This is a genomic window from Zafaria sp. Z1313 (assembly GCF_050563205.1).
In the GTDB taxonomy this organism is placed as follows: Bacteria; Actinomycetota; Actinomycetes; order Actinomycetales; family Micrococcaceae; genus JAZDCJ01.
Window position 1 is genome coordinate 459,916 of sequence record NZ_JBNWUK010000001.1, and the last position, 19,237, is coordinate 479,152.

Below are 19,237 nucleotides of genomic sequence, written 5' to 3' on the forward strand. Positions count from 1 at the left end.
GCAAGCAAAACCCCCGCCCCGACGAACCGCCTCCTGGTCATCGACGGCCATTCCATGGCCTTCCGCGCCTTCTACGCGCTGCCCGCGGAGAACTTCGCCACCGACACCGGCCAGCACACCAACGCGGTGTACGGCTTCGTGTCGATGCTCATCAAGATGATCGAGCAGCGCGAGCCGACGCACGTGGCGGTCGCGTTCGACCTGGACACGCCGACGTTCCGCTCCGAGGAATACACGGAGTACAAGGCCGGGCGCAACAAGACCCCGGAGGAGTTCCACGGCCAGATCGAGCTGATCCAGAAGGTCATGGAGGCCATGAACATCCCCTCCATCACCCTCGACGGCTACGAGGCCGACGACATCATCGCCACGCTCTCGGCGACCGGCGAGGGCCAGGGCTGGGACGTGCTCGTGGTCTCCGGCGACCGGGACGCGTTCCAGCTCATCACCGGGAAGACCACGGTGCTCTACCCGAAGAAGGGCGTCTCGGACATCCCCCCGATGGACGCCGCGGCCGTGGAGGAGAAGTACTTCGTCGGCCCGGACCGGTACTCGGACCTCGCCGCGCTCGTCGGCGAGACGGCGGACAACCTCCCGGGCGTCCCCGGCGTCGGCCCCAAGACCGCGGCGAAGTGGATCAACCAGTACGGCGGGCTCGAAGGCATCCTCGAGAACATCGACGCCATCAAGGGCAAGGTCGGGGACAATCTGCGGGAGAACCTCGAGAACGTCAAGCGCAACCGCCGGCTCAACCACCTGCTGCGGGACCTGGAGCTGCCCGTGACGCTCGAGGCGCTCGAGCTCGAGCACCCCAACCGCGAGGCCGTCGAGGAGCTCTTCGACGCCCTCCAGTTCAACACGCTGCGCAAGCGCCTGTTCGACCTCTTCGGCGACGAGGCCCCCGAGGCGGGCGAGGAGGAGGACGTCCCCGCCGCCGAGCTCCTCGGCGACGCCGACGCGGTCCGCGCCTGGTTCGGGCAGCACGGCGCCCAGCTCCTCGGCGTCCACCTCGCGACGGCGGCAGCCGGAGGGGCCGCCGAGGCGGTCGGCATCGCGTTCGCCGCGGAGGGCGTCACCGCCTACGTGGACCTCGCGGGGCTGGACGAGGAGGCCGAGCGGGAGCTCGCGGTCGTCCTCGCCTCGCCCGACCACAAGAAGGCCGTGCACGACTTCAAGGCGGCCTTCAAGCTGCTGCTCGACCGCGGCCTGGAGCTGGGCGGCGTCGTGGACGACACCATGATCTCCGCCTACCTCATCCAGCCGGACCGGCGCAGCCACGAGCTGGGCGACATCGCGCAGTACCACCTGCGTCTCACGCTCGCGCCGGCCGCGGAGGAGTCCTCGGACCAGCTCGCCCTGGACCTGGACGACGCCGGGGCCTCGGCCCCCGCGGCCCGCGCGGCGTTCATCGTGCGCCGCCTGAGCACCTACCTGGCCGGGCAGGTCCTCGAGCGCGGGGCCAACCACCTGCTCGGGGAGCTGGAGCTGCCGCTGTCCGTGGTCCTGGCCCACATGGAGCGCACGGGCGTCGCGATCGACGGGGACCGGCTCGACGGCCTGCTCGAGGACTTCACGCGCACCATCGACACGGCAACCCAGGAGGCCTACGCGGCGATCGGGCACGAGGTCAACCTGGGTTCGCCCAAGCAGCTGCAGGTCGTGCTCTTCGAGGAGCTGGGCCTGCCCAAGACCAAGAAGATCAAGACCGGCTACACGACGGACGCGGAATCGCTGCAGGACCTCCTGGCCAAGACGCAGCACCCGTTCCTGGCCTCCCTCATGGCCTATCGGGACGCGAGCAAGCTCCGCCAGACCGTGGAGGGCCTGCGCAAGGCCGTCTCCGCCGACGGCAGGATCCACACGACGTACGCGCAGACGGTCGCGGCCACGGGGCGCCTGTCCTCGCTGAACCCGAACCTGCAGAACATCCCCGTGCGCTCGGAGGAGGGACGCCGCATCCGCGAGGTCTTCGTGGTGGGCGGGGGATTCGAGACGCTCCTCACGGCGGACTACTCGCAGATCGAGATGCGCATCATGGCCCACCTCTCCGGCGACGAGGCGCTCATCCAGGCCTTCAAGGACGGCGAGGACCTGCACCGATTCGTCGGCTCGGAGGTCTTCGGCGTGGCCCCCGAGGACGTGAGCTCCGAGATGCGCTCCAAGGTCAAGGCGATGTCGTACGGGCTCGCGTACGGCCTGAGCTCGTTCGGCCTCTCGAAGCAGCTGAACATCCCGGTGGACGAGGCCCGCAACCTCATGAAGCAGTACTTCACGCGCTTCGGCGCGGTCCGTGACTACTTGCGTTCCGTCGTCGACCAGGCCCGGATCGACGGCTACACCGAGACGATCGAGGGGCGCCGGCGCTACCTGCCGGACCTCGCGAGCGACAACCGCCAGCTGCGGGACATCGCCGAGCGCGTCGCGCTGAACGCGCCGATCCAGGGCTCGGCCGCGGACATCATCAAGCGGGCCATGCTGGGCATCGACGCCGGACTCAAGGAGGAGGGCCTCGCGTCGCGGATGCTGCTCCAGATCCACGACGAACTCGTCTTCGAGGTCGCCCCGGGGGAGCTCGAGGCGCTCGAGGCGCTCGTGCGCTCGCGGATGGGACACGCGGCCGAGCTGTCCGTGCCCCTCGACGTCCATGTCGGCACCGGCACGAGCTGGCAGGCCGCAGGACACTGATCCGGACTGCGTGCGTGCGCCTCCTGCTCGGGTAGGCTCGTCGCTCATGAGCCATCACCAGGGCGGCGTAGCCGCCGAGCAGGCCGCCTTCCCGTTCCGGATCGAGCGCTTCGCCTCCGCGCTCGTCGACGGCGCGCCGGATCCCCGCACGCGCGGCTGGTTCGAGGCCGTGCGCCTCGGCTTCCACGAACCGCGCCCCGAGGAGGACCACCTGAAGGCCTTCGTCGAGGCGCACCGCGCCGACGGGCGCGAGATCACGGGCGTCTACGACGACGGGGAGCGGCCCGGGCCGTGGGACCCGGCCGTGCCGGTCGCGAGCTACGCGACCATGACGCACACGGTCAACGTCGGCGCGGGACGGCTGCTGGACGCGCACCAGATCACCGCCGTGACCGTTCGCCCGACCCACCGGCGGCGCGGCATCCTGCGCCGCATGATGACGGATGACCTCGCATCCGCCGCGCGGCGGGGCCTGCCGCTCGCCCTCCTGACGGCGTCGGAGGCCACGATCTACGGCCGCTTCGGGTTCGGGGCCGCCACGACGCTCCGCCACGTCGAGGTCGACGTGACGGAACGATTCGGCATCACATCGCCCCCCGCGGGCCGTGTCGAGGTCCTGGACCCGTCGGTGATCGAGGAGACGGCGCGGGACGTCTTCGCCGGCTTCCATGCCCGGCACCGCGGATCGGTCGACCGCCAGCGCTCCTACATCGAGCGCGTGACGGCCCGCTGGAGCGACGGCAAGCCGGAAGCGGACCGTTCCCTGCGCACGGCCGTGCACTACGACGCCGCGGGAACGGCCGACGGATACGTGGCCTACGCCTTCTCGGGCTGGGAGGAGCCCTACACGGTCAAGATCGTGGACCTCGTCGCGATCGACGACGCGGCCCGCCGGGAGCTGTGGCGCTACCTCGGCTCCCTGGACCTGGTCCAGCGGATCCAGTACCACGCGGCGCCCGAGGAGGACGTCCTGCCCTGGGCGCTCTCCGACTCCCGCGTCCACGCCGTCAAGGGCGCCGAGGACCACTTGTGGGTCCGGGTCCTCGATCCCGTCGCGGCCCTCGAGGCCCGGGGCTGGGAGGACGACGGCGCCGCCGCCGTGCGGATCACCGACGCCTTGGGGCACGCGGCCGGAAGCTACCGGATCGAGGTCTCCGGCGGGAGGGCGCGCGTCGGGCGGCTCGGGGAGCACGACGACGTCGACGCCGTCCTGGGAGTCGATGCCCTTGGTTCGCTCTACCTGGGCGGAGTCCGGGCCGAGCTGCTCGCGGCCGCGGGGCGGGTGGAGGCGGCCTCGTCCGGGGCGCTGTCCAAGGTGGACGCCCTCTTCCGCACGGCGGCCCGCCCCTCTTGCATCACGGGGTTCTGACGGCGGATCCACGCCCTCTGCCGGCCCGCGGGGGCGACACGCGCGGCTTTTGACCGGGTAGAAGGCCGGCACTAGACTGGAGGGGCGTGTCCTGCGCGCCGTCGTGCGCCGGATCCGTGACCAGCTAGACCCATTTCGGAAACTGCCGGGACTTCCGGCTGACCGACTGACCCAAGACTATCCACATCGGAGCCCCTACTACATGACCATCACCTCCAACGAGAAGACCGGTACCCCGCAGGTCGCCATCAACGACATCGGTACCTCTGAAGACTTCCTCGCTGCCGTCGACGCCACCATCAAGTACTTCAACGATGGCGATCTCGTCGAGGGCACCGTCGTCAAGGTCGACCGCGACGAAGTCCTGCTCGACATCGGTTACAAGACCGAGGGTGTCATTCCTTCCCGCGAGCTTTCCATCAAGCACGACGTCGACCCCGGTGACGTCGTCGCCGTCGGCGACAACGTCGAGGCCCTCGTCCTCACCAAGGAGGACAAGGAAGGCCGCCTGATCCTGTCCAAGAAGCGCGCGCAGTACGAGCGCGCCTGGGGCGACATCGAGAAGATCAAGGAAGAGGATGGCGTGGTCACCGGCACCGTCATCGAGGTGGTCAAGGGCGGCCTGATCCTGGACATCGGCCTCCGCGGCTTCCTCCCGGCCTCGCTCGTCGAGATGCGCCGCGTCCGCGACCTGGCCCCGTACATCGGCCAGCAGATCGAGGCGAAGATCATCGAGCTGGACAAGAACCGCAACAACGTGGTCCTGTCCCGCCGTGCGTGGCTCGAGCAGACCCAGTCCGAGGTCCGCTCCACGTTCCTCAACAAGCTCGAGAAGGGCCAGGTCCGCCCGGGCGTCGTCTCCTCGATCGTCAACTTCGGTGCGTTCGTGGACCTTGGCGGCGTCGACGGCCTCGTGCACGTCTCCGAGCTGTCCTGGAAGCACATCGACCACCCGTCCGAGGTCGTCGAGGTGGGCCAGGAAGTCACCGTCGAGGTCCTCGAGGTGGATCTGGACCGCGAGCGTGTCTCCCTCTCGCTCAAGGCGACGCAGGAAGACCCGTGGCAGACGTTCGCCCGCACCCACGCCCTGGGCCAGGTCGTGCCGGGCAAGGTCACCAAGCTCGTTCCGTTCGGCGCGTTCGTGCGCGTCGAGGACGGCATCGAGGGCCTCGTGCACATCTCCGAGCTGGCCGTGCGCCACGTCGAGCTGGCCGAGCAGGTCGTCTCCGTGGGCGACGAGCTCTTCGTCAAGGTCATCGACATCGACCTGGAGCGCCGCCGCATCAGCCTGTCGCTGAAGCAGGCCAACGACGGCGTCGACCCGGAGGGCACCGAGTTCGACCCGGCGCTCTACGGCATGGCCGCCGAGTACGACGAGGCCGGGAACTACAAGTACCCGGAGGGCTTCGACCCGGAGACCAACGAGTGGCTCGAGGGCTTCGAGACGCAGCGCGCCGCCTGGGAGCAGCAGTACGCCGACGCCCAGGCCCGCTGGGAGGCCCACAAGAAGCAGGTCGCCCAGCACCTCGCGGACGACGCCACCGCCGGCGACACGAGCTCCGACTCGGCCGCCACGAGCTACTCCTCGGAGGCCCCGGCCTCCGACGCGGGCACCCTGGCTTCCGACGAGGCCCTGGCCGCCCTGCGTGAGAAGCTGACCGGCAACTAGCCGCTGTCCGCTTCATAGCGACACCCACCGGAGGCGGGTCCCGCAAGGGATCCGCCTCCGGCGTTTAATCTCAGGCGGCCTTCGGGCCCCTGCCCCATGGGACCCCGATCAGGAGGACGGCATGCTGCCGGACGGATGGATGGCCGTGACGCGGCCCGGCGACCGGGAAACGGTCGGATACCTGGAGCCGCTCGATCCGGGTTACGAGCGCGTGCAGGCCCGGAGCCTGCTGGGGCATGCCGTCGGCGTCCCGGCAGACCTCGCCACGGCCGAGGAACTGCTCGTGGAGCGCGGCATCGTCGAGGTCGGCGCGACGTGGCTGCTCCTCGACGAGGACGGTGACGTCGCCGGACACGTCGCCGTGCTCGAGGTCTCGACGGACGGGATCGCGGTGGCCGATGCGCTCGCCACCAAGGCCCTGGCACCGACGCCGCGGACCCTCCTGGCCTGGCCGGACACGGACCGTCGGCTGCGTCCATCCTGAGCCGAGGACGGGCCGGCCTGTGGGAGTCTCCCGGCGACCTCCAGGCCGCCCGCGGAACCAGGCCCAGGGCCAGCGCGGCCTCCACTTCCCCCCTCCGCGCGCCGAGCTCGGCATTCATCCTCCGCCCGGCTAGGTTGGCCGCCGTCATGCTCCCGCCGATCAGCTGGCCGACGACGGCAACGCGCGCGAGCGGCTCCCACGGCAGCACGCCCGCGGCGAGCATCAGGAGCAGGAACGCGGCGGCCAGCGGCGTGGACGTCCCGAGCCGGGAGATCAGCAGGGCGACCACGGCGAGCTGGAGGACCGCCCGGAGGCACGCCGAGACGACGTCGCGCGCCCTCAGAGCGAGGACGCCGCGGGAGACCGCGGCCGCCACGGCCACGAGGACCGCGAGGACGATCCAGAGCGCGGGTCCCGTCCCGAGCAGCGTCGAGCCGCTGTTCACGGGCGGTCCGGACGCGTCGAGACCGTGATCGTGAACTTCGGGTTGCGGTCGACCTGGCGCGTCGGTCCCACGAGCCGCTCGAGCTGCGGCCGGTAGCGCAGATGCGAGTTCCAGACGCACCACAGTTCGCCGCCCGGGGCGAGGACCCGTCCCGCGTCCGCGATGAGCTTGAGGGCGATCCCGGCGTGCACGGCATTGCCGACGTGGAACGGCGGATTCAGGACCACGAGCTCCTGCGAGGCGTCGGGGAGGGAGGACAAGGCGTCGTCGCGGACCACGTCGATCCGGTCCGCGACCCCGTTGGCCTCGGCCGTCGCTGCCGTCGACGACACGGCGGAGGCCGACTGGTCCGACGCCCTGACCCGCAGCCCGGGCCGCGACAACGCCAGGAAGGCCGCGATCGTGCCGTTGCCGCACCCGAGGTCGACCGCCGTCGCGGCAGGACGCGCCTCCGCCAGCCGCGGGAGGAGGAACCGGGTCCCGGGGTCGAGCCGCGGGCCCCCGAACGTCCCGCCCCGGGCGAGGATCCGCAGGGGAGCCGACAGTCCGGCGTCGTACTGCGCCTCGAGGGGAAAGCGCGACGCAGGGCACTCCGCGGCGGAGCACGGGGACGTGGCGGTCAGCACTCGCGCCTTCTGCCGGGCCAGGCCCGCCGAGACCGAACCGAAGTGGCGGCCGAGGACGTCGTTCATCGCCAGGTTCATGTGCTTCACGCGCCCGCCCGCGAGGAGCACCAGGTCCTGATCGCCGTGCTCCGCGGCGAGCCCCGCGACCTCGTCGAGGGCGTCGAGCGAGCGGGGTAGTTGCAGCAGGACCAGCCGGGCGCCCGCGAACAGCTCCGGTCCTAGGCCGAGGACGGCGAAGTCCGCGGCGGGCGCCCCGGCACGGCCCGCATTTTCCTCGAGGGCGCGTTCCCCCGAGAGGCCGTCCTGGTGCACGCGCACCCCGGCCGCGCCGAGCGCCGCGGCTCCGAGGGTGAGCGCCCCGTAGTGGTCGTTGACGACGACGAGCCCTCCGGGTCCCGGCAGTCCCCGCTCCGCCGCGGCGCCGAGGAGGAGCCGGTCGGCGGCGTCGTGGGCCTGCAGCTCGGGCGCCTCGATGTCCGGCCAGCGGCGCAGGAACGAGGGGTCGAACGGGGCTGCGCCGCTCACGCGAGGTCCACCCAGGCGGTCCCGAGCCCATCGGCCCGGGTCGTACCGGCCGTGAGGGCGGCGAGCCGCGCGTCGAAGTCCCCACCGGCCCCCGCGGCATCCGGCAGGGCCACCCGCAGCCTCGCCGCCGCCGGAGCGTAGTCGGTGCCGAGGACCTGGACGCCGGCGGCGCGCAGCTCGTTCTCGAGCCGTCCCGCGGCGGCGTGGGGCGCGTCGATGCCGAAGAGCCGCATCCGCCGCCGGCGCAGCAGCGGGGCGGTGTCCAACGCGGAGGACACGGCCGCAGAATACGCGCGCACGAGGCCGCCGGCCCCGAGCAGGACCCCGCCGAAATAGCGCACGACGACAGCCGTCACATCGCTCAGCGCGGCCTCGTCCTCCGCCGTCTCCCGCTTGAGCAGGGCCTCGAGCATCGGGGCGCCCGCCGTGCCGGAGGGCTCGCCGTCGTCGTTGCTGCGCTGCACGCGGCGGTCCGGGCCCAGGACGAACGCGCTGCAGTGGTGGCGCGCGTCGTGGTGGGCGCGGCGCAGCTCGGCGACGAACGCCCGGGCCTGCTCCTCGTCCTCCGTGCGGCGCAGGTACGCCAGGAAGCGGGACCGCTTGACCTCCAGCTCGTGAAGGTGCTCGCCGTCCACGGTGGTGTACTCCGTCGCCCTGCCCTCGCCGTCCGTCACCGGACCAGTCTAGTGCGGGCCCGTAGACTGGCTCCGTGCTGAGCATTGGACTGACGGGCGGGATCGCCTCCGGAAAATCGGCCGTGGCCCGGCGGCTCGTGGAACGCGGCGCCGTCCTGGTCGACGCGGACCGGATCGCCCGGGAGGTCGTGGAACCGGGGACCCCGGGCCTCGACGCCGTCGTGGCGGCCTTTGGACCCGACGTGCTGGGCCGCGACGGCTCGCTGGACCGGGCGGCGCTCGGGGCGCTCGTCTTCTCCGCGCCCGAGGCCCGCGAACGGCTCAACGGGATCGTCCACCCGCTCGTCCGGGCCGAGAGCGCACGGCGCGCGGCGGCGGCCGGGCCCCGCGCCGTCGTGGTGCAGGACATCCCGCTGCTCGTCGAGACCGGGCAGGCGGGACGCTTCGACCTCGTCGTCACCGTGCAGGCGCCCCTCGACGAGCGCCTGCGGCGCATGGCGGAGGACCGCGGCATGGCACCGGAGGACGCCCGCGCCCGGATCGCCGCGCAGGCCGGAGACGAGGAGCGCGCGGCCGCGGCCGACGTCGTGCTGGAGAACGCGGGGACGCTCGACGAGCTGCGGACGGCCGTCGACGTCCTGTGGGACGAACGGATCGCCCCCCTCGCCGCGGCCCGGACGGCCGCCCCGTGAGCGCCGGGCGGGACGCCGGACAGCACCCCTTCGAGTTCGGCCGGCTGCTGTGGTGGGCCAAGGCCTGCTTCTGGGGCATGGGTGCGTGCCTCGGCGTGGCGCTGCTGCTGTGGCTCGTGGCCGGCGGCCGGGCCGAGTTCACGACGGGCACGGCGCCGTGGAGCTGGCGCGTGCTCGTCCCCGGATGGCTGTCCCTGGCCGGACTGCTCCTGGCCCTCGCCGGCAGCATCCTGTTCACGCAGCAGATGGCGTTCGCGATCCTGGGCCGCCTCGACCGCTCGCCGCTCTTCGGCGCCAAGGGGCGCGGCCGGCGCCGCTGAGCGGCTACTGGAGCGAGGACGTCAGGCGCGCGAGGTTGTCGCGGACCTTCTGGCCCAGCGGGCGTTGGAGCCAGTCCCCGAGCACGAGCTCCCGGCTCGCCGCGCGATAGCCGTCCTGGATCCGCCGGACATCGTCCACGAGTCCCCGCCCGTGGAGCATGACCGAGACCTCCATGTTGAGGCTGAAGGACCGGATGTCCATGTTGCTCGAGCCGATCACGGCCACGTCGTCGTCGATCGTGAAGTGCTTGGCGTGGAGGACCTGCGGGGCGCGGTAGAGGTGGATCCTCACGCCGGCCCGCAACAGCGCCTCGTAGTACGAACGCTGGGCGTGGTGCACCAGGGCCTGGTCGCCGATCTCCGAGACGAAGAGCTCCACCTCGACGCCCCGGGCCGCGGCCGTCAGGATGGCCAGCAGGATCGACTCCTCGGGGACGAAGTAGGGGCTCGTGATGCCGACCCGGTGCCGTGCCTGGTGGATCAGCAGGGCGTAGAGCTTGAGGTTGTTCTCCTGCGGGAACGACGGCCCGCTCGGCAGGATCTGCGCGTCCAGGTCGGCGGCCTCGCCGGAGAGGACCACGGGGCTCGTGTCGAGGGGCAGGAGCGTGCCGGTCTCGCTGTACCAATCGGTGACGAACACGGCGTCGAGCTCGCGGACCACGGGACCCTCGAGCCGCACCATGAGCTCGTGCCACGACAAACGGCCTCCGTCGCGGGCCGGCTTCTTGTGGTACCCGGCGTCGATCGCGTTCTGCGAGCCCGTGTACCCGATCCGCCCGTCCACGACGACGAGCTTGCGGTGGTTGCGCAGGTCGGGCCGCTGCCAATCGCCCCTCAGCGGCCTGAACGGCAGCATGGGATGCCACTGGATGCCCGCGGCGCGCAGGAACTCCTCGGTGTCCCGCCGGCCGGGGTACATCAGGCCCGCGAGGTGGTCGGACAGCACGCGTACGGCCACGCCGCGCGCGGCGGCCCGGGCGAGGGCGTCGAAGAGCACCTGCGTGGAGCCGTCGCGGACCAGGATGTAGAACTCGACGTGGACCTGCGTGCGGGCGCCGTCGACGTCCCGGGCGACCGCGGCGAACACGGCCTCGTAGTCGTCCAGGAGCACGGCCCGGTTGCCGCCGACCATGGGCAGGGCGCCCAGGTTCAGGCTCAGTGCCGCGGCCGAACCGAGCCAGGCGGGCCATTCGTCGCGGTGGCTGGCCAGTGACAGGCCCTCGGTTCGTTCGAGGACCAGGGCGTTGACCTCTTCCTGCTTCTCGCGACGGTGCCGGGGGAGGGTGTTGCGGCCGACGAGGCCGTAGGCGAGGGTCCCGAGGAACGGGATGAAGATGATGGCCATGACCCAGGCGATCGCCGCGGAGGGGCGGCGGTTGGCCGAGACGTAGACGGCGGCGGCGCTGCCCAGCAGCAGGTGCAGCACAAGCGCCAGCAGCGCGAGGAGGTCGACGGTGTCCCACCACTCGGCCACGGCCCTACCTCGCGTTCTGGGCCGGGATGACGACCTTCTTCAGGATCAGCAGGATCGAGGCCGTCGTCGGGCACGCGATGAGGGCGCCGAGCAGCCCGAGCAGCGTCCCGCCGACCATGGCGCCGATCAGGACGAGGGAGCCGGGGATGCTGATGGCCTTGCCGACGATCCGCGGCGTCAGGACGTAGGCCTCGACCTGCATGTACACGAGCATCACGAGGAGCACGACGAGCGCGGCCCCCGGCGAGGTGAAGAGCGAGACGATCGTGATGAGCGTCGTGCTGATGACGCTGCCGACGAGCGGGATGAGCGTGATGGGAAAGGCGAGGACGGCGAGGACGGCGGCATAGCGGACGCCGACGATGCTCAGGAGGGTGAAGGTGAAGACGGCGTTCAGGGCCGCCAGCACGGCCATTCCGCTGAGGTACTTGCCCACAGATTCCGCGATGGTCTCGGAGATCTCGGCGACCTCCTCGCGCCGCGAGGCCGGGACGAGGGCGTAGAAGCTGGACTTGATCGACTCCATGCCGGCGACGAAGTACAGTGTCAGCACCACCACGAACAGGACCGCGAATCCGGCGTTGACCACGTTGATGCCGACCTGCAGCGCGCCGCCGCCGATGGCGAGCCAGACCTCCGGGTCCGTCGAGGCGCGTTCGAGCCATTCGAGCAGCGGCGTCAAGGCGTCGCCGAGCCCGGCGTTGAGTTCCACGAACCAGGCCTGCCCCGCGATCGCCCCGAAGCCCTGGGGGAGGAGCGCGATGAGCGAGGTCCCCTGCTCCACGAGGATCGGCACCACGATGCGCAGCAGCAGTGCCACGATGAGGACGAACCCGAGCATCACGGCCAGCACCGCCCCGGTGCGGGAGAGCTTGCGGCGCTCGAGCCAGCGCACGAGCGGGTCGAGGCCGAGCGAGACGAAGAACGCGACGAAGATCAGCGTCAGGGCGAACTTCAGCGTGATCACGGCGGCGCCGAGGGCCAGCGCGGTCAGGACGCCCAGCGTCGCGACGAACCCGAGCCGGTACGGGCCGCCCCGTCCGCTCGTTTCAAGGAACTTCATGGCGCCGCCTCCCTCGTCCGGCGCAGCGGCCGGTTGACGCCAGTCTAGGTCGGGTTGCGCCCGGGGCGGCAGGGGCACGACGGCGGCGCCCCGCCGTCGTCCGCCCGGACGGTCCGCACGGGGCCCGGTGGGCGACCCGTGCCATGATCGAAGATGCGTTCGAAGCGGCGGGGGCGTAGCCTAGATCCATGAGCCTGGCCCAGCAGATCAACCGCGTCGTCGCCCCCTTCGAGGTCATCAGCGACTACCAGCCCGCCGGCGACCAGCCGCAGGCGATCCGCGAGCTGGCCGAGCGGATCAACGGCGGCGAGAAGGACGTCGTGCTGCTGGGTGCGACCGGAACGGGCAAGTCGGCCACGACGGCCTGGCTGATCGAACAGGTCCAGCGGCCGACGCTCGTCATGGTGCAGAACAAGACCCTGGCCGCGCAGCTGGCGAACGAGTTCCGCGAGCTGCTGCCCAACAACGCGGTCGAGTACTTCGTCTCCTACTACGACTACTACCAGCCGGAGGCCTACGTCCCGCAGACGGACACCTTCATCGAGAAGGACTCCTCCATCAACGAGGAGGTCGAACGGCTGCGGCACTCGGCCACCAACGCGCTGCTGACGCGCCGCGACGTCGTCGTGGTCGCGACCGTGTCCTGCATCTACGGGCTCGGCACGCCGGAGGAATACGTCGCCGGCATGGTGACGCTGCGCAAGGGGATGGAGCTGAACCGGGACGAGCTGCTGCGGAAGTTCGTCTCGATGCAGTACGCCCGCAACGACACCGACTTCCACCGCGGGACGTTCCGCGTGCGCGGGGACACGGTGGAGATCATCCCGATGTACGAGGAGCAGGCGCTGCGGATCGAGTTCTTCGGGGACGAGATCGAGCAGATCCACACGCTGCACCCCCTGACCGGGGACGTGATCCGCGAGGAGGAGGAGATGTACGTCTTCCCCGCGAGCCACTACGTCGCCGGGCCGGAGCGGATGAACCGGGCCATCACCGACATCGAGGACGAGCTGCGCGGGCGGTTGAACGAGCTCGAGGGGCAGAACAAGCTCGTCGAGGCCCAGCGGCTGCGCATGCGCACCACCTACGACCTCGAGATGATGCAGCAGATGGGCTTCTGCAACGGCATCGAGAACTACTCGCGCCACATCGACGGCCGCGGCGCCGGCACGGCGCCGCACTGCCTCCTGGACTACTTCCCGGACGACTTCATGCTCGTCGTCGACGAGTCCCACGTCACGATCCCGCAGATCGGCGCGATGTACGAGGGCGACATGTCGCGCAAGCGCACGCTCGTCGAGCACGGCTTCCGGCTCCCCTCGGCCATGGACAACCGGCCGCTCAAGTGGGACGAGTTCCTCGAGCGCATCGGCCAGACCGTCTACCTTTCCGCGACGCCGGGCAAGTACGAGCTCGGCAAATCCGACGGCGTCGTGCAGCAGATCATCCGCCCCACCGGCCTGGTCGACCCGGAGATCGTGGTCAAGCCGACGAAGGGACAGATCGACGACCTGCTCGACGAGATCCGGGTACGCGTGGAGCGCGACGAGCGCGTCCTCGTCACGACGCTGACCAAGCGCATGGCGGAGGACCTGACGGGCTACCTCACCGAGCACGGCGTCAAGGTCGAGTACCTGCACTCCGACGTCGACACCCTGCGCCGCGTCGAGCTCCTGCGCGAGCTGCGCCTCGGGACGTTCGACGTCCTCGTCGGCATCAACCTCCTGCGCGAGGGGCTGGACCTGCCGGAGGTCTCGCTCGTGGCGATCCTCGACGCGGACAAGGAGGGCTTCCTGCGCTCCGGGACCTCGCTCATCCAGACCATCGGGCGCGCGGCCCGCAACGTCTCCGGGCAGGTGCACATGTACGCGGACCGGATCACCGACTCGATGGCCACCGCGATCGACGAGACGAACCGGCGCCGGGCCATCCAGCAGGCCTACAACGCCGAGCGCGGGATCGACCCGCAGCCGCTGCGCAAGAAGATCGCCGACATCACGGACCAGCTGGCCCGCGAGGACGCGGACACGCAGGAGCTCCTGAACAACCAGCGGCTGGCCAAGGGCGCCCGGCGCACGAGCGGGAGCCAGACCGCCAAGGCCGAGTCCGTGGTGCGCCGCGACGGGCTCGCGGCCGTCCCGGCCGAGGACCTCGTGGACCTCATCACCCAGCTCACGGAGCAGATGCACGGGGCGGCCGCCGAGCTCCAGTTCGAGCTCGCGGCCCGGCTGCGCGACGAGGTCGGGGAACTCAAGAAGGAGCTGCGGCAGATGCAGAAGGCCGGCCACGCCTAGCCGCGTCGTGTGACGCCCGCCGGCGTGCCGGCGGGCCCGCTTCGGCTACACTGATCCGAGCGTAGGGGAGTATCCCGAACACTGTGGACGTCAGCACGCGGGTCGACGACGACCCGCCGGGCACAGTGGCCGGACCCGGTGGACCGGGCGGCGGAGAGACTTGCGGCCCACATCCGTACCCTCTACCGGCGCCAGCGCGCCGTCGAAAGGCCGTCCGTGTCAGACCAGCTTTCCGTCCAGTTCCAGGCGATCTCGTTCGCCGTCCTGGGCCTCATCCTGCTTTTCGACCTGCTCTACGTCGTCAAGCGCCCCCACGAGCCCTCCATGAAGGAGGCCGGCCTGTGGGTCGGCTTCTACGTCACCCTCGCCTTGTGCTTCGCGGGCCTGCTGTTCTGGCAGGCCGGCCCGGACTACGGCCAGGAATTCGTGGCCGGCTGGGTCACCGAATACAGCCTCAGCGTCGACAACCTGTTCGTCTTCATCATCATCATGGCCCGCTTCTCCGTGCCCCGGAAGTACCAGCAGGAGGTGCTGATGTTCGGCATCATCATCGCGCTGATCCTCCGCGGCATCTTCATCATGGTCGGCGCGACCGTGATCGAGCACTTCAGCTGGGTCTTCTACCTCTTCGGCGTCTTCCTGCTGTGGACCGCCTGGAAGCAGGCCACCGATTCGGGCGAGGACGAGGAGGAGGGCTCGGAGTCCGGCCTGATCGCGCGCCTGACCAGGAAGCTCCCGGTGAGCGAGCACTACGACGGCAACAAGCTGCGCACGACCGTCGACGGCCGCCGCGTGTTCACGCCCATGGTCCTCGTCTTCATCACGATCGGCATGACCGACCTGCTCTTCGCGGTCGACTCCATCCCGGCCATCTTCGGCCTGACCCAGAGCGCCTTCATCGTCTTCACCGCGAACATCTTCGCGCTCATGGGCCTGCGCCAGCTCTACTTCCTGCTCGGCGGACTCATGGACCGCCTCGTGTACCTCAAGCACGGACTCTCGGTCATCCTGGCCTTCATCGGCGTCAAGCTCATCTTCCACGCGATGCACGAGAACGAGCTCCCGTTCATCAACGGCGGCCAGCACATCGAGTGGGTCCCCGTCATCGGCACCCCGCTGTCCCTCGGCGTGATCCTCGGGACGATCGTCGTCGCGACCGTGGCCTCGCTCGTGAGCCCGGCGGGCCGCCGCGCCGCGATGGACGCCCGGCTGCAGAAGGACATCGAGAGCGTCCGCAGCGACGCCGAGTAGGCGCCCGGCGCGCGCCGCGCCCTCCCACCGGCCATGGCCCCCGCCTCCGCGGGGGCCATTGCTACGCTGGGCGGGTGGCAGAACACGCAACGACGGCGCCCGGCGCCCGGCGTCAGGCCGTGCAGCGGCGGGTGGTCGCCACGCTCGCCGCGGCGCAGCTCTTCAGCGGGATCGGCAACGGCGCGGGGCTCGCGATCGGATCCCTCATGGCGGTCGAGCTGACCGGCAGCAACGCCTTCGCGGGGGCCAGCACGACGGCCATCTCCGTGGCCGGCGCGCTCGCCGCCCTGCCGCTCGCCGGCCTCGCCGCGCGCCGCGGACGCAGGACGGCGCTGTCGGCCGGCCTGCTGCTCGCCGCGGCCGGCGCCGTGGCCATGGCGGCCGCTCCGCTCCTCGGCAGCTTCGCCGCCCTGCTGGCGGGCTCCCTCCTGCTCGGCGTCGGTGCCGCGGCGAACCTCCAGGCGAGGTTCGCGGCGACCGACCTCGCCGACGACGCGACGCGGGGCCGCGACGTGGGCCTCGTCGTCTGGTCGATCACCGTCGGGGCGGTCGCCGGGCCCAACCTCATCGGACCGGGCAGCGCGTGGGGCGCCTCGCTCGGACTGCCTCCGCTCAGCGGGCCCTTCCTGTTCTCGCTCGCAGGGCTGCTGGCCGCCGCCGTCGTCCTCCAGATCGGCCTCCGCCCCGACCCGCTCGCGTTCGGAGCGGAGATCCCGGCCGACGCCGGTCGCGGGGGATCCGCGGCAGGGGGCCCGGAGGGCGTTCCCGCCTTCCCCGCGGCGGCACCGGGCCGGCCCTCGCTGCGCGACGGGGTCCGCGCCGTCCGGGACTCGCCCGCGGCGCGGCTCGGCATCGCCACGGTCGTCGGCGCCCACCTCGTCATGGTGTCCGTCATGGCGATGACGCCCGTGCACCTCAGGGAACTCGCGGAACCCGCCGGGCATGCCGGCCACGCTGCCTCCCCGGACACGCTGGTCCTGATCGGCTTCACGATTTCGCTGCACATCGCGGGCATGTATGCCTTGTCCCCGGTCATGGGGTGGATGGCGGACCGGCTCGGGCGCCGTCGGACGATGCTCGCGGCCCAGTGCGTGCTGGCCGCGGCGCTCGTGACGGCCGGGCTCGGACGGGAGAGCCACCTGGCGGTCGCCGCGGGGCTCGTGCTCCTGGGGCTGGGGTGGTCGATGGCGGTCGTCGCCGCGTCCGCGTTCCTCGCCGAAAGCGTGGACGGACGACGCCGGGTCCTGGTCCAGGGGCTCTCGGACACGCTCATGGGCGCGGCGGGCGCGCTGGGAGCCGCCGGATCCGGCGTCGTCCTCGCCTGGGTGGGGTTCACGGGACTGAACCTCGCCGCCCTCGCCGTCGCGGCCGGCGTCGCGCTCTGGTGCGCGGCGTCCCTCAGGACGGGGCGTCCCCGGCGGGTTCCTGCGGCCTGATCATGCCGAGCAGGCGGGAGAACACCGCCGCGCCGTCGTCCGCGATCCCGTCGTGGTGGAACTCGTCCGTCTCCCAGACGCGCAGGCCGCGCACGGCCGCCGCCGTCTCCAGGCTCAGCTCACGGTCGACGTAGACGTCGTCCGCGTAGACCACGGCCGCGACGGGCACCGTGTTCCGGGCGAGGCGCTCGGGGTCGTAGAGCGCCGGCCAGTCCCCGTGGCCGGCCAGGAGGGCGGCGACCTGCTCGAGCGGGCGCAACGCCGGATCCTCCTCGAAGTACCAGGGGTAGACCATCTCGCCGGTCAAGAGCGGGCTCGCTGCGTCCGGCGCGAAGTCGGGGAACTCCTCCAGCACTCGGGCGGCAGACCACGCCGTCGGCCCGCCCTGGCCGTAGATCGACTCGTGCATCAGCGCGTAGAGGGGGTTGGAGTAGCGCGAGGCCTGCCCCTGCAGCGCCTCGAGGAACGCGTCGGAGAGCGATTCCCCGCCGCGCGTGCGCACGAGGGCTCCCTCGAGCACGTGGTGGAGCTGGTCGACGCGCGTGTTGCCGCCGAGGAACTGCCCCAGCATCTGCACGGTGTGCCTCCGCACCGGGCGCCCGTCCGGCAGCTGCTCCTCGACCCGGTCGACGTGCGCGAGGATCCGGTCCAGCATCGCCCGGTCCTCCGGATAGGCCGCGAAGTACTCGGCGTTGCGGGCGGACATGCGCGCGTAGGTGGCCCGGTAGACGAGGTCCGGGCCGCCGGCCAGGGGCGGCAGCCCGCCCGCGACGAGGCAGCCGGCGAGGCCCCCCGGCGCCAGGGACAGGTAGCTGAGGGTGCAGAAGCCGCCATAGCTCTGCCCGAACGTCGTCCACGGCCCGTCGGCGAGCAGGCCGCGCAGCAGCTCGGCGTCGCGCACGATCGCGTCGGCCCGGAAGCGCGCCAGGTAGGCCGCCTGCGCGGCGGGATCCCCGCGCAGGGGCAGCGTCTGCCGCGTTGCGGGGGAGCTGAGTCCCGTGCCGCGCTGGTCCAGCAGCAGGACCCTGAACTCCTTGCAGGCCTCCTCGAGCCAGCCGCCGAGCGTCGAGACCCGGGGCCCCTTGCCGCCCGGACCACCCTGGAGGAAGAGCAGCCACGGCAGCCGCCCGGGATCCGCGTGTTCCGTCGAGGAGACCTCGCGGGCGAAGAGCGTCAGCTGCCCACCGTCCGGATCGTCGTGGTCCAGCGGGACCTCGAAGTAGTGCTCGGTGGTCCGCATCCCGCGGAACTCGTGGACTGCGGCGATCCGGTGGGGCGTGGTGCGCTGGCTCATGAAACCCAGCGTATAGGGTGGAAGGCCGCCGGATCCCCGGCGCCGGACACCGTGCCACGGGGGAGGAGCGCCGCCATGATGGGAGGCAACCACGCCGTCTGCGGGGCGGCCGCGTGGACCGCCGTCGCGAGCCGGGTCGAGATCCCCCTGGGCTCCGCCGCGTGGCTCGACGCCCCGTGGCAGGCCGTCACGGGGGCCCGGCTGCCGGAGACGATCACGGTGGGGCTGGGACTCATCGCCGCGGAGCCCGCCGGCTTCCTCGCCGGGCTGCTCGTCTGCGCGGGGGCGGCCCTGCTGCCCGACGCCGACCACCGCCACGCCTCGATCGCCCAGGCCCTTCCTCCCGTGTCCCGCTGGCTGTGCGCGCGCCTCGGCCGCGTCGCCGGAGGACACCGGCAGGGCACCCACTCGGCGGTCGGACTCGTGGTGCTCGCCGTCCTGGCCTGGCTCACGGGCCTCTGGGCCTGGGAGGCCGGGCGGGTCGGGGGCGTGGACCTCGGGACCGTCTACCCGGGGGCCGGGCTCGCCGCCGTGCTGCTCGTCTCCCTCGCGGCGAAGGCCCTGCGCTTCATCCCCGATACGATGCGGCGCACACCGTGGGTGCTCGGGGTCGCCGCCGGGGCCTTCGTGGGGCTCGCGGGACCGGAGGACCAGCGGTGGTTCGTCGCCGCCGTCGTGCTCGGCGCCGCGGCGCACGTGGCGGGCGACCTCCTGACGACCGGCGGCTGCAACATCCTCTGGCCGCTGCGCCTGCGCCGACCGCGGGCCGTGTCCCGCGTGCCGCTGCTGGGCCGCCTCTGGCGGCCCAACGGCAACCTGGCCGTGCCGTTGCTGGGCAGCACGGGATCCCGGCGCGAGTGGATGCTCGCCGTCCCGGTCGCCGCCTACGCACTCGCGGGGACGGGCGCCTCGGCGGCGGCGCTGCTGCTCGGCCCCGCCGCGCTCGCCGGGCTCCCCGTTCCGCTCCCGCGCTGA

At 71.8% G+C, this 19,237-nt stretch carries 15 protein-coding genes and 1 pseudogene; 10 read left to right on the plus strand and 6 right to left on the minus strand.

Annotated features, from left to right (window positions below; translation table 11 throughout):
- Positions 1–54: 54 nt before the first annotated feature.
- From polA to ACQ3I4_RS02145, 4 genes are all read left to right on the plus strand, one after another.
- Complete coding sequence (gene polA / locus ACQ3I4_RS02130; protein WP_329860112.1) at positions 55–2,685, plus strand: DNA polymerase I; 2,631 nt, start codon at positions 55–57, stop codon at positions 2,683–2,685.
- A 46-nt stretch (positions 2,686–2,731) separates the two neighbouring features.
- The gene (locus ACQ3I4_RS02135) at positions 2,732–4,054 is read left to right on the plus strand and encodes a GNAT family N-acetyltransferase (protein ID WP_329860062.1); all 1,323 of its coding nucleotides are present in this window, start codon (positions 2,732–2,734) and stop codon (positions 4,052–4,054) included.
- A gap of 202 nt (positions 4,055–4,256) precedes the next feature.
- Positions 4,257–5,723 (plus strand): 30S ribosomal protein S1, encoded by a 1,467-nt coding sequence (gene rpsA, locus ACQ3I4_RS02140; protein ID WP_329860064.1) that lies wholly within the window; start codon positions 4,257–4,259, stop codon positions 5,721–5,723.
- Positions 5,724–5,844: 121 nt separating this feature from the next.
- Entirely contained in the window at positions 5,845–6,207 is a 363-nt protein-coding gene (locus ACQ3I4_RS02145; RefSeq protein ID WP_329860066.1) for a hypothetical protein, read from the plus strand.
- A gap of 49 nt (positions 6,208–6,256) precedes the next feature.
- On the opposite strand, the pseudogene ACQ3I4_RS02150 reads toward ACQ3I4_RS02145, so the two are convergent.
- The 3 genes and pseudogenes from ACQ3I4_RS02150 to ACQ3I4_RS02160 all read right to left on the minus strand — a co-directional run.
- Positions 6,257–6,652: pseudogene (locus ACQ3I4_RS02150) on the minus strand (ABC transporter permease); the annotation flags it as partial.
- On the minus strand, positions 6,649–7,803 hold the full coding sequence (locus ACQ3I4_RS02155; RefSeq protein WP_329860067.1) for a class I SAM-dependent methyltransferase: 1,155 nt from the start codon (positions 7,801–7,803) through the stop codon (positions 6,649–6,651). The gene ACQ3I4_RS02155 and the pseudogene ACQ3I4_RS02150, both read right to left, overlap by 4 nt.
- Positions 7,800–8,477, minus strand: coding sequence for an IMPACT family protein (locus tag ACQ3I4_RS02160; protein WP_329860069.1), 678 nt, complete (start codon positions 8,475–8,477; stop codon positions 7,800–7,802). The genes ACQ3I4_RS02155 and ACQ3I4_RS02160 overlap by 4 nt, the downstream gene beginning before the upstream one ends.
- Positions 8,478–8,512: 35 nt before the next feature.
- On the opposite strand from ACQ3I4_RS02160, the gene coaE reads away from it, so the two are divergent.
- Entirely contained in the window at positions 8,513–9,130 is a 618-nt protein-coding gene (coaE, locus tag ACQ3I4_RS02165; RefSeq protein ID WP_329860070.1) for a dephospho-CoA kinase, read from the plus strand.
- The gene (locus ACQ3I4_RS02170) at positions 9,127–9,450 is read left to right on the plus strand and encodes a hypothetical protein (RefSeq protein WP_329860071.1); all 324 of its coding nucleotides are present in this window, start codon (positions 9,127–9,129) and stop codon (positions 9,448–9,450) included. Before coaE ends, ACQ3I4_RS02170 begins: the two co-directional genes overlap by 4 nt.
- 4 nt (positions 9,451–9,454) lie before the next feature.
- Here the strand turns inward: ACQ3I4_RS02170 and cls are convergent, their stop codons facing one another.
- Positions 9,455–10,924, minus strand: coding sequence for a cardiolipin synthase (gene cls, locus ACQ3I4_RS02175; RefSeq protein WP_430632716.1), 1,470 nt, complete (start codon positions 10,922–10,924; stop codon positions 9,455–9,457).
- Positions 10,925–10,928: 4 nt separating this feature from the next.
- The gene (locus tag ACQ3I4_RS02180) at positions 10,929–11,987 is read right to left on the minus strand and encodes an AI-2E family transporter (protein WP_329860074.1); all 1,059 of its coding nucleotides are present in this window, start codon (positions 11,985–11,987) and stop codon (positions 10,929–10,931) included.
- Between the two features lie 188 nt (positions 11,988–12,175).
- Between ACQ3I4_RS02180 and uvrB the strand changes: the two genes are divergently transcribed.
- From uvrB to ACQ3I4_RS02195, 3 genes are all read left to right on the plus strand, one after another.
- Positions 12,176–14,281 (plus strand): excinuclease ABC subunit UvrB, encoded by a 2,106-nt coding sequence (uvrB, locus tag ACQ3I4_RS02185; protein WP_329860075.1) that lies wholly within the window; start codon positions 12,176–12,178, stop codon positions 14,279–14,281.
- Positions 14,282–14,497: 216 nt separating this feature from the next.
- A complete protein-coding gene (locus ACQ3I4_RS02190; protein ID WP_329860077.1) occupies positions 14,498–15,532 on the plus strand; it encodes a TerC family protein in 1,035 nt (344 codons plus the stop codon).
- 74 nt (positions 15,533–15,606) lie between these two features.
- Positions 15,607–16,968, plus strand: a complete 1,362-nt coding sequence (locus ACQ3I4_RS02195; RefSeq protein WP_329860078.1) for an MFS transporter — start codon at positions 15,607–15,609, stop codon at positions 16,966–16,968.
- Here ACQ3I4_RS02195 and ACQ3I4_RS02200 read toward each other — a convergent pair.
- Positions 16,931–18,262 (minus strand): alpha/beta fold hydrolase, encoded by a 1,332-nt coding sequence (locus tag ACQ3I4_RS02200; RefSeq protein WP_329860079.1) that lies wholly within the window; start codon positions 18,260–18,262, stop codon positions 16,931–16,933. The genes ACQ3I4_RS02195 and ACQ3I4_RS02200 overlap by 38 nt on opposite strands.
- A 75-nt stretch (positions 18,263–18,337) precedes the next feature.
- Here ACQ3I4_RS02200 and ACQ3I4_RS02205 point away from each other — a divergent pair, with 75 nt between their 5' ends.
- A complete protein-coding gene (locus ACQ3I4_RS02205) occupies positions 18,338–19,237 on the plus strand; it encodes a metal-dependent hydrolase (protein ID WP_329860081.1) in 900 nt (299 codons plus the stop codon).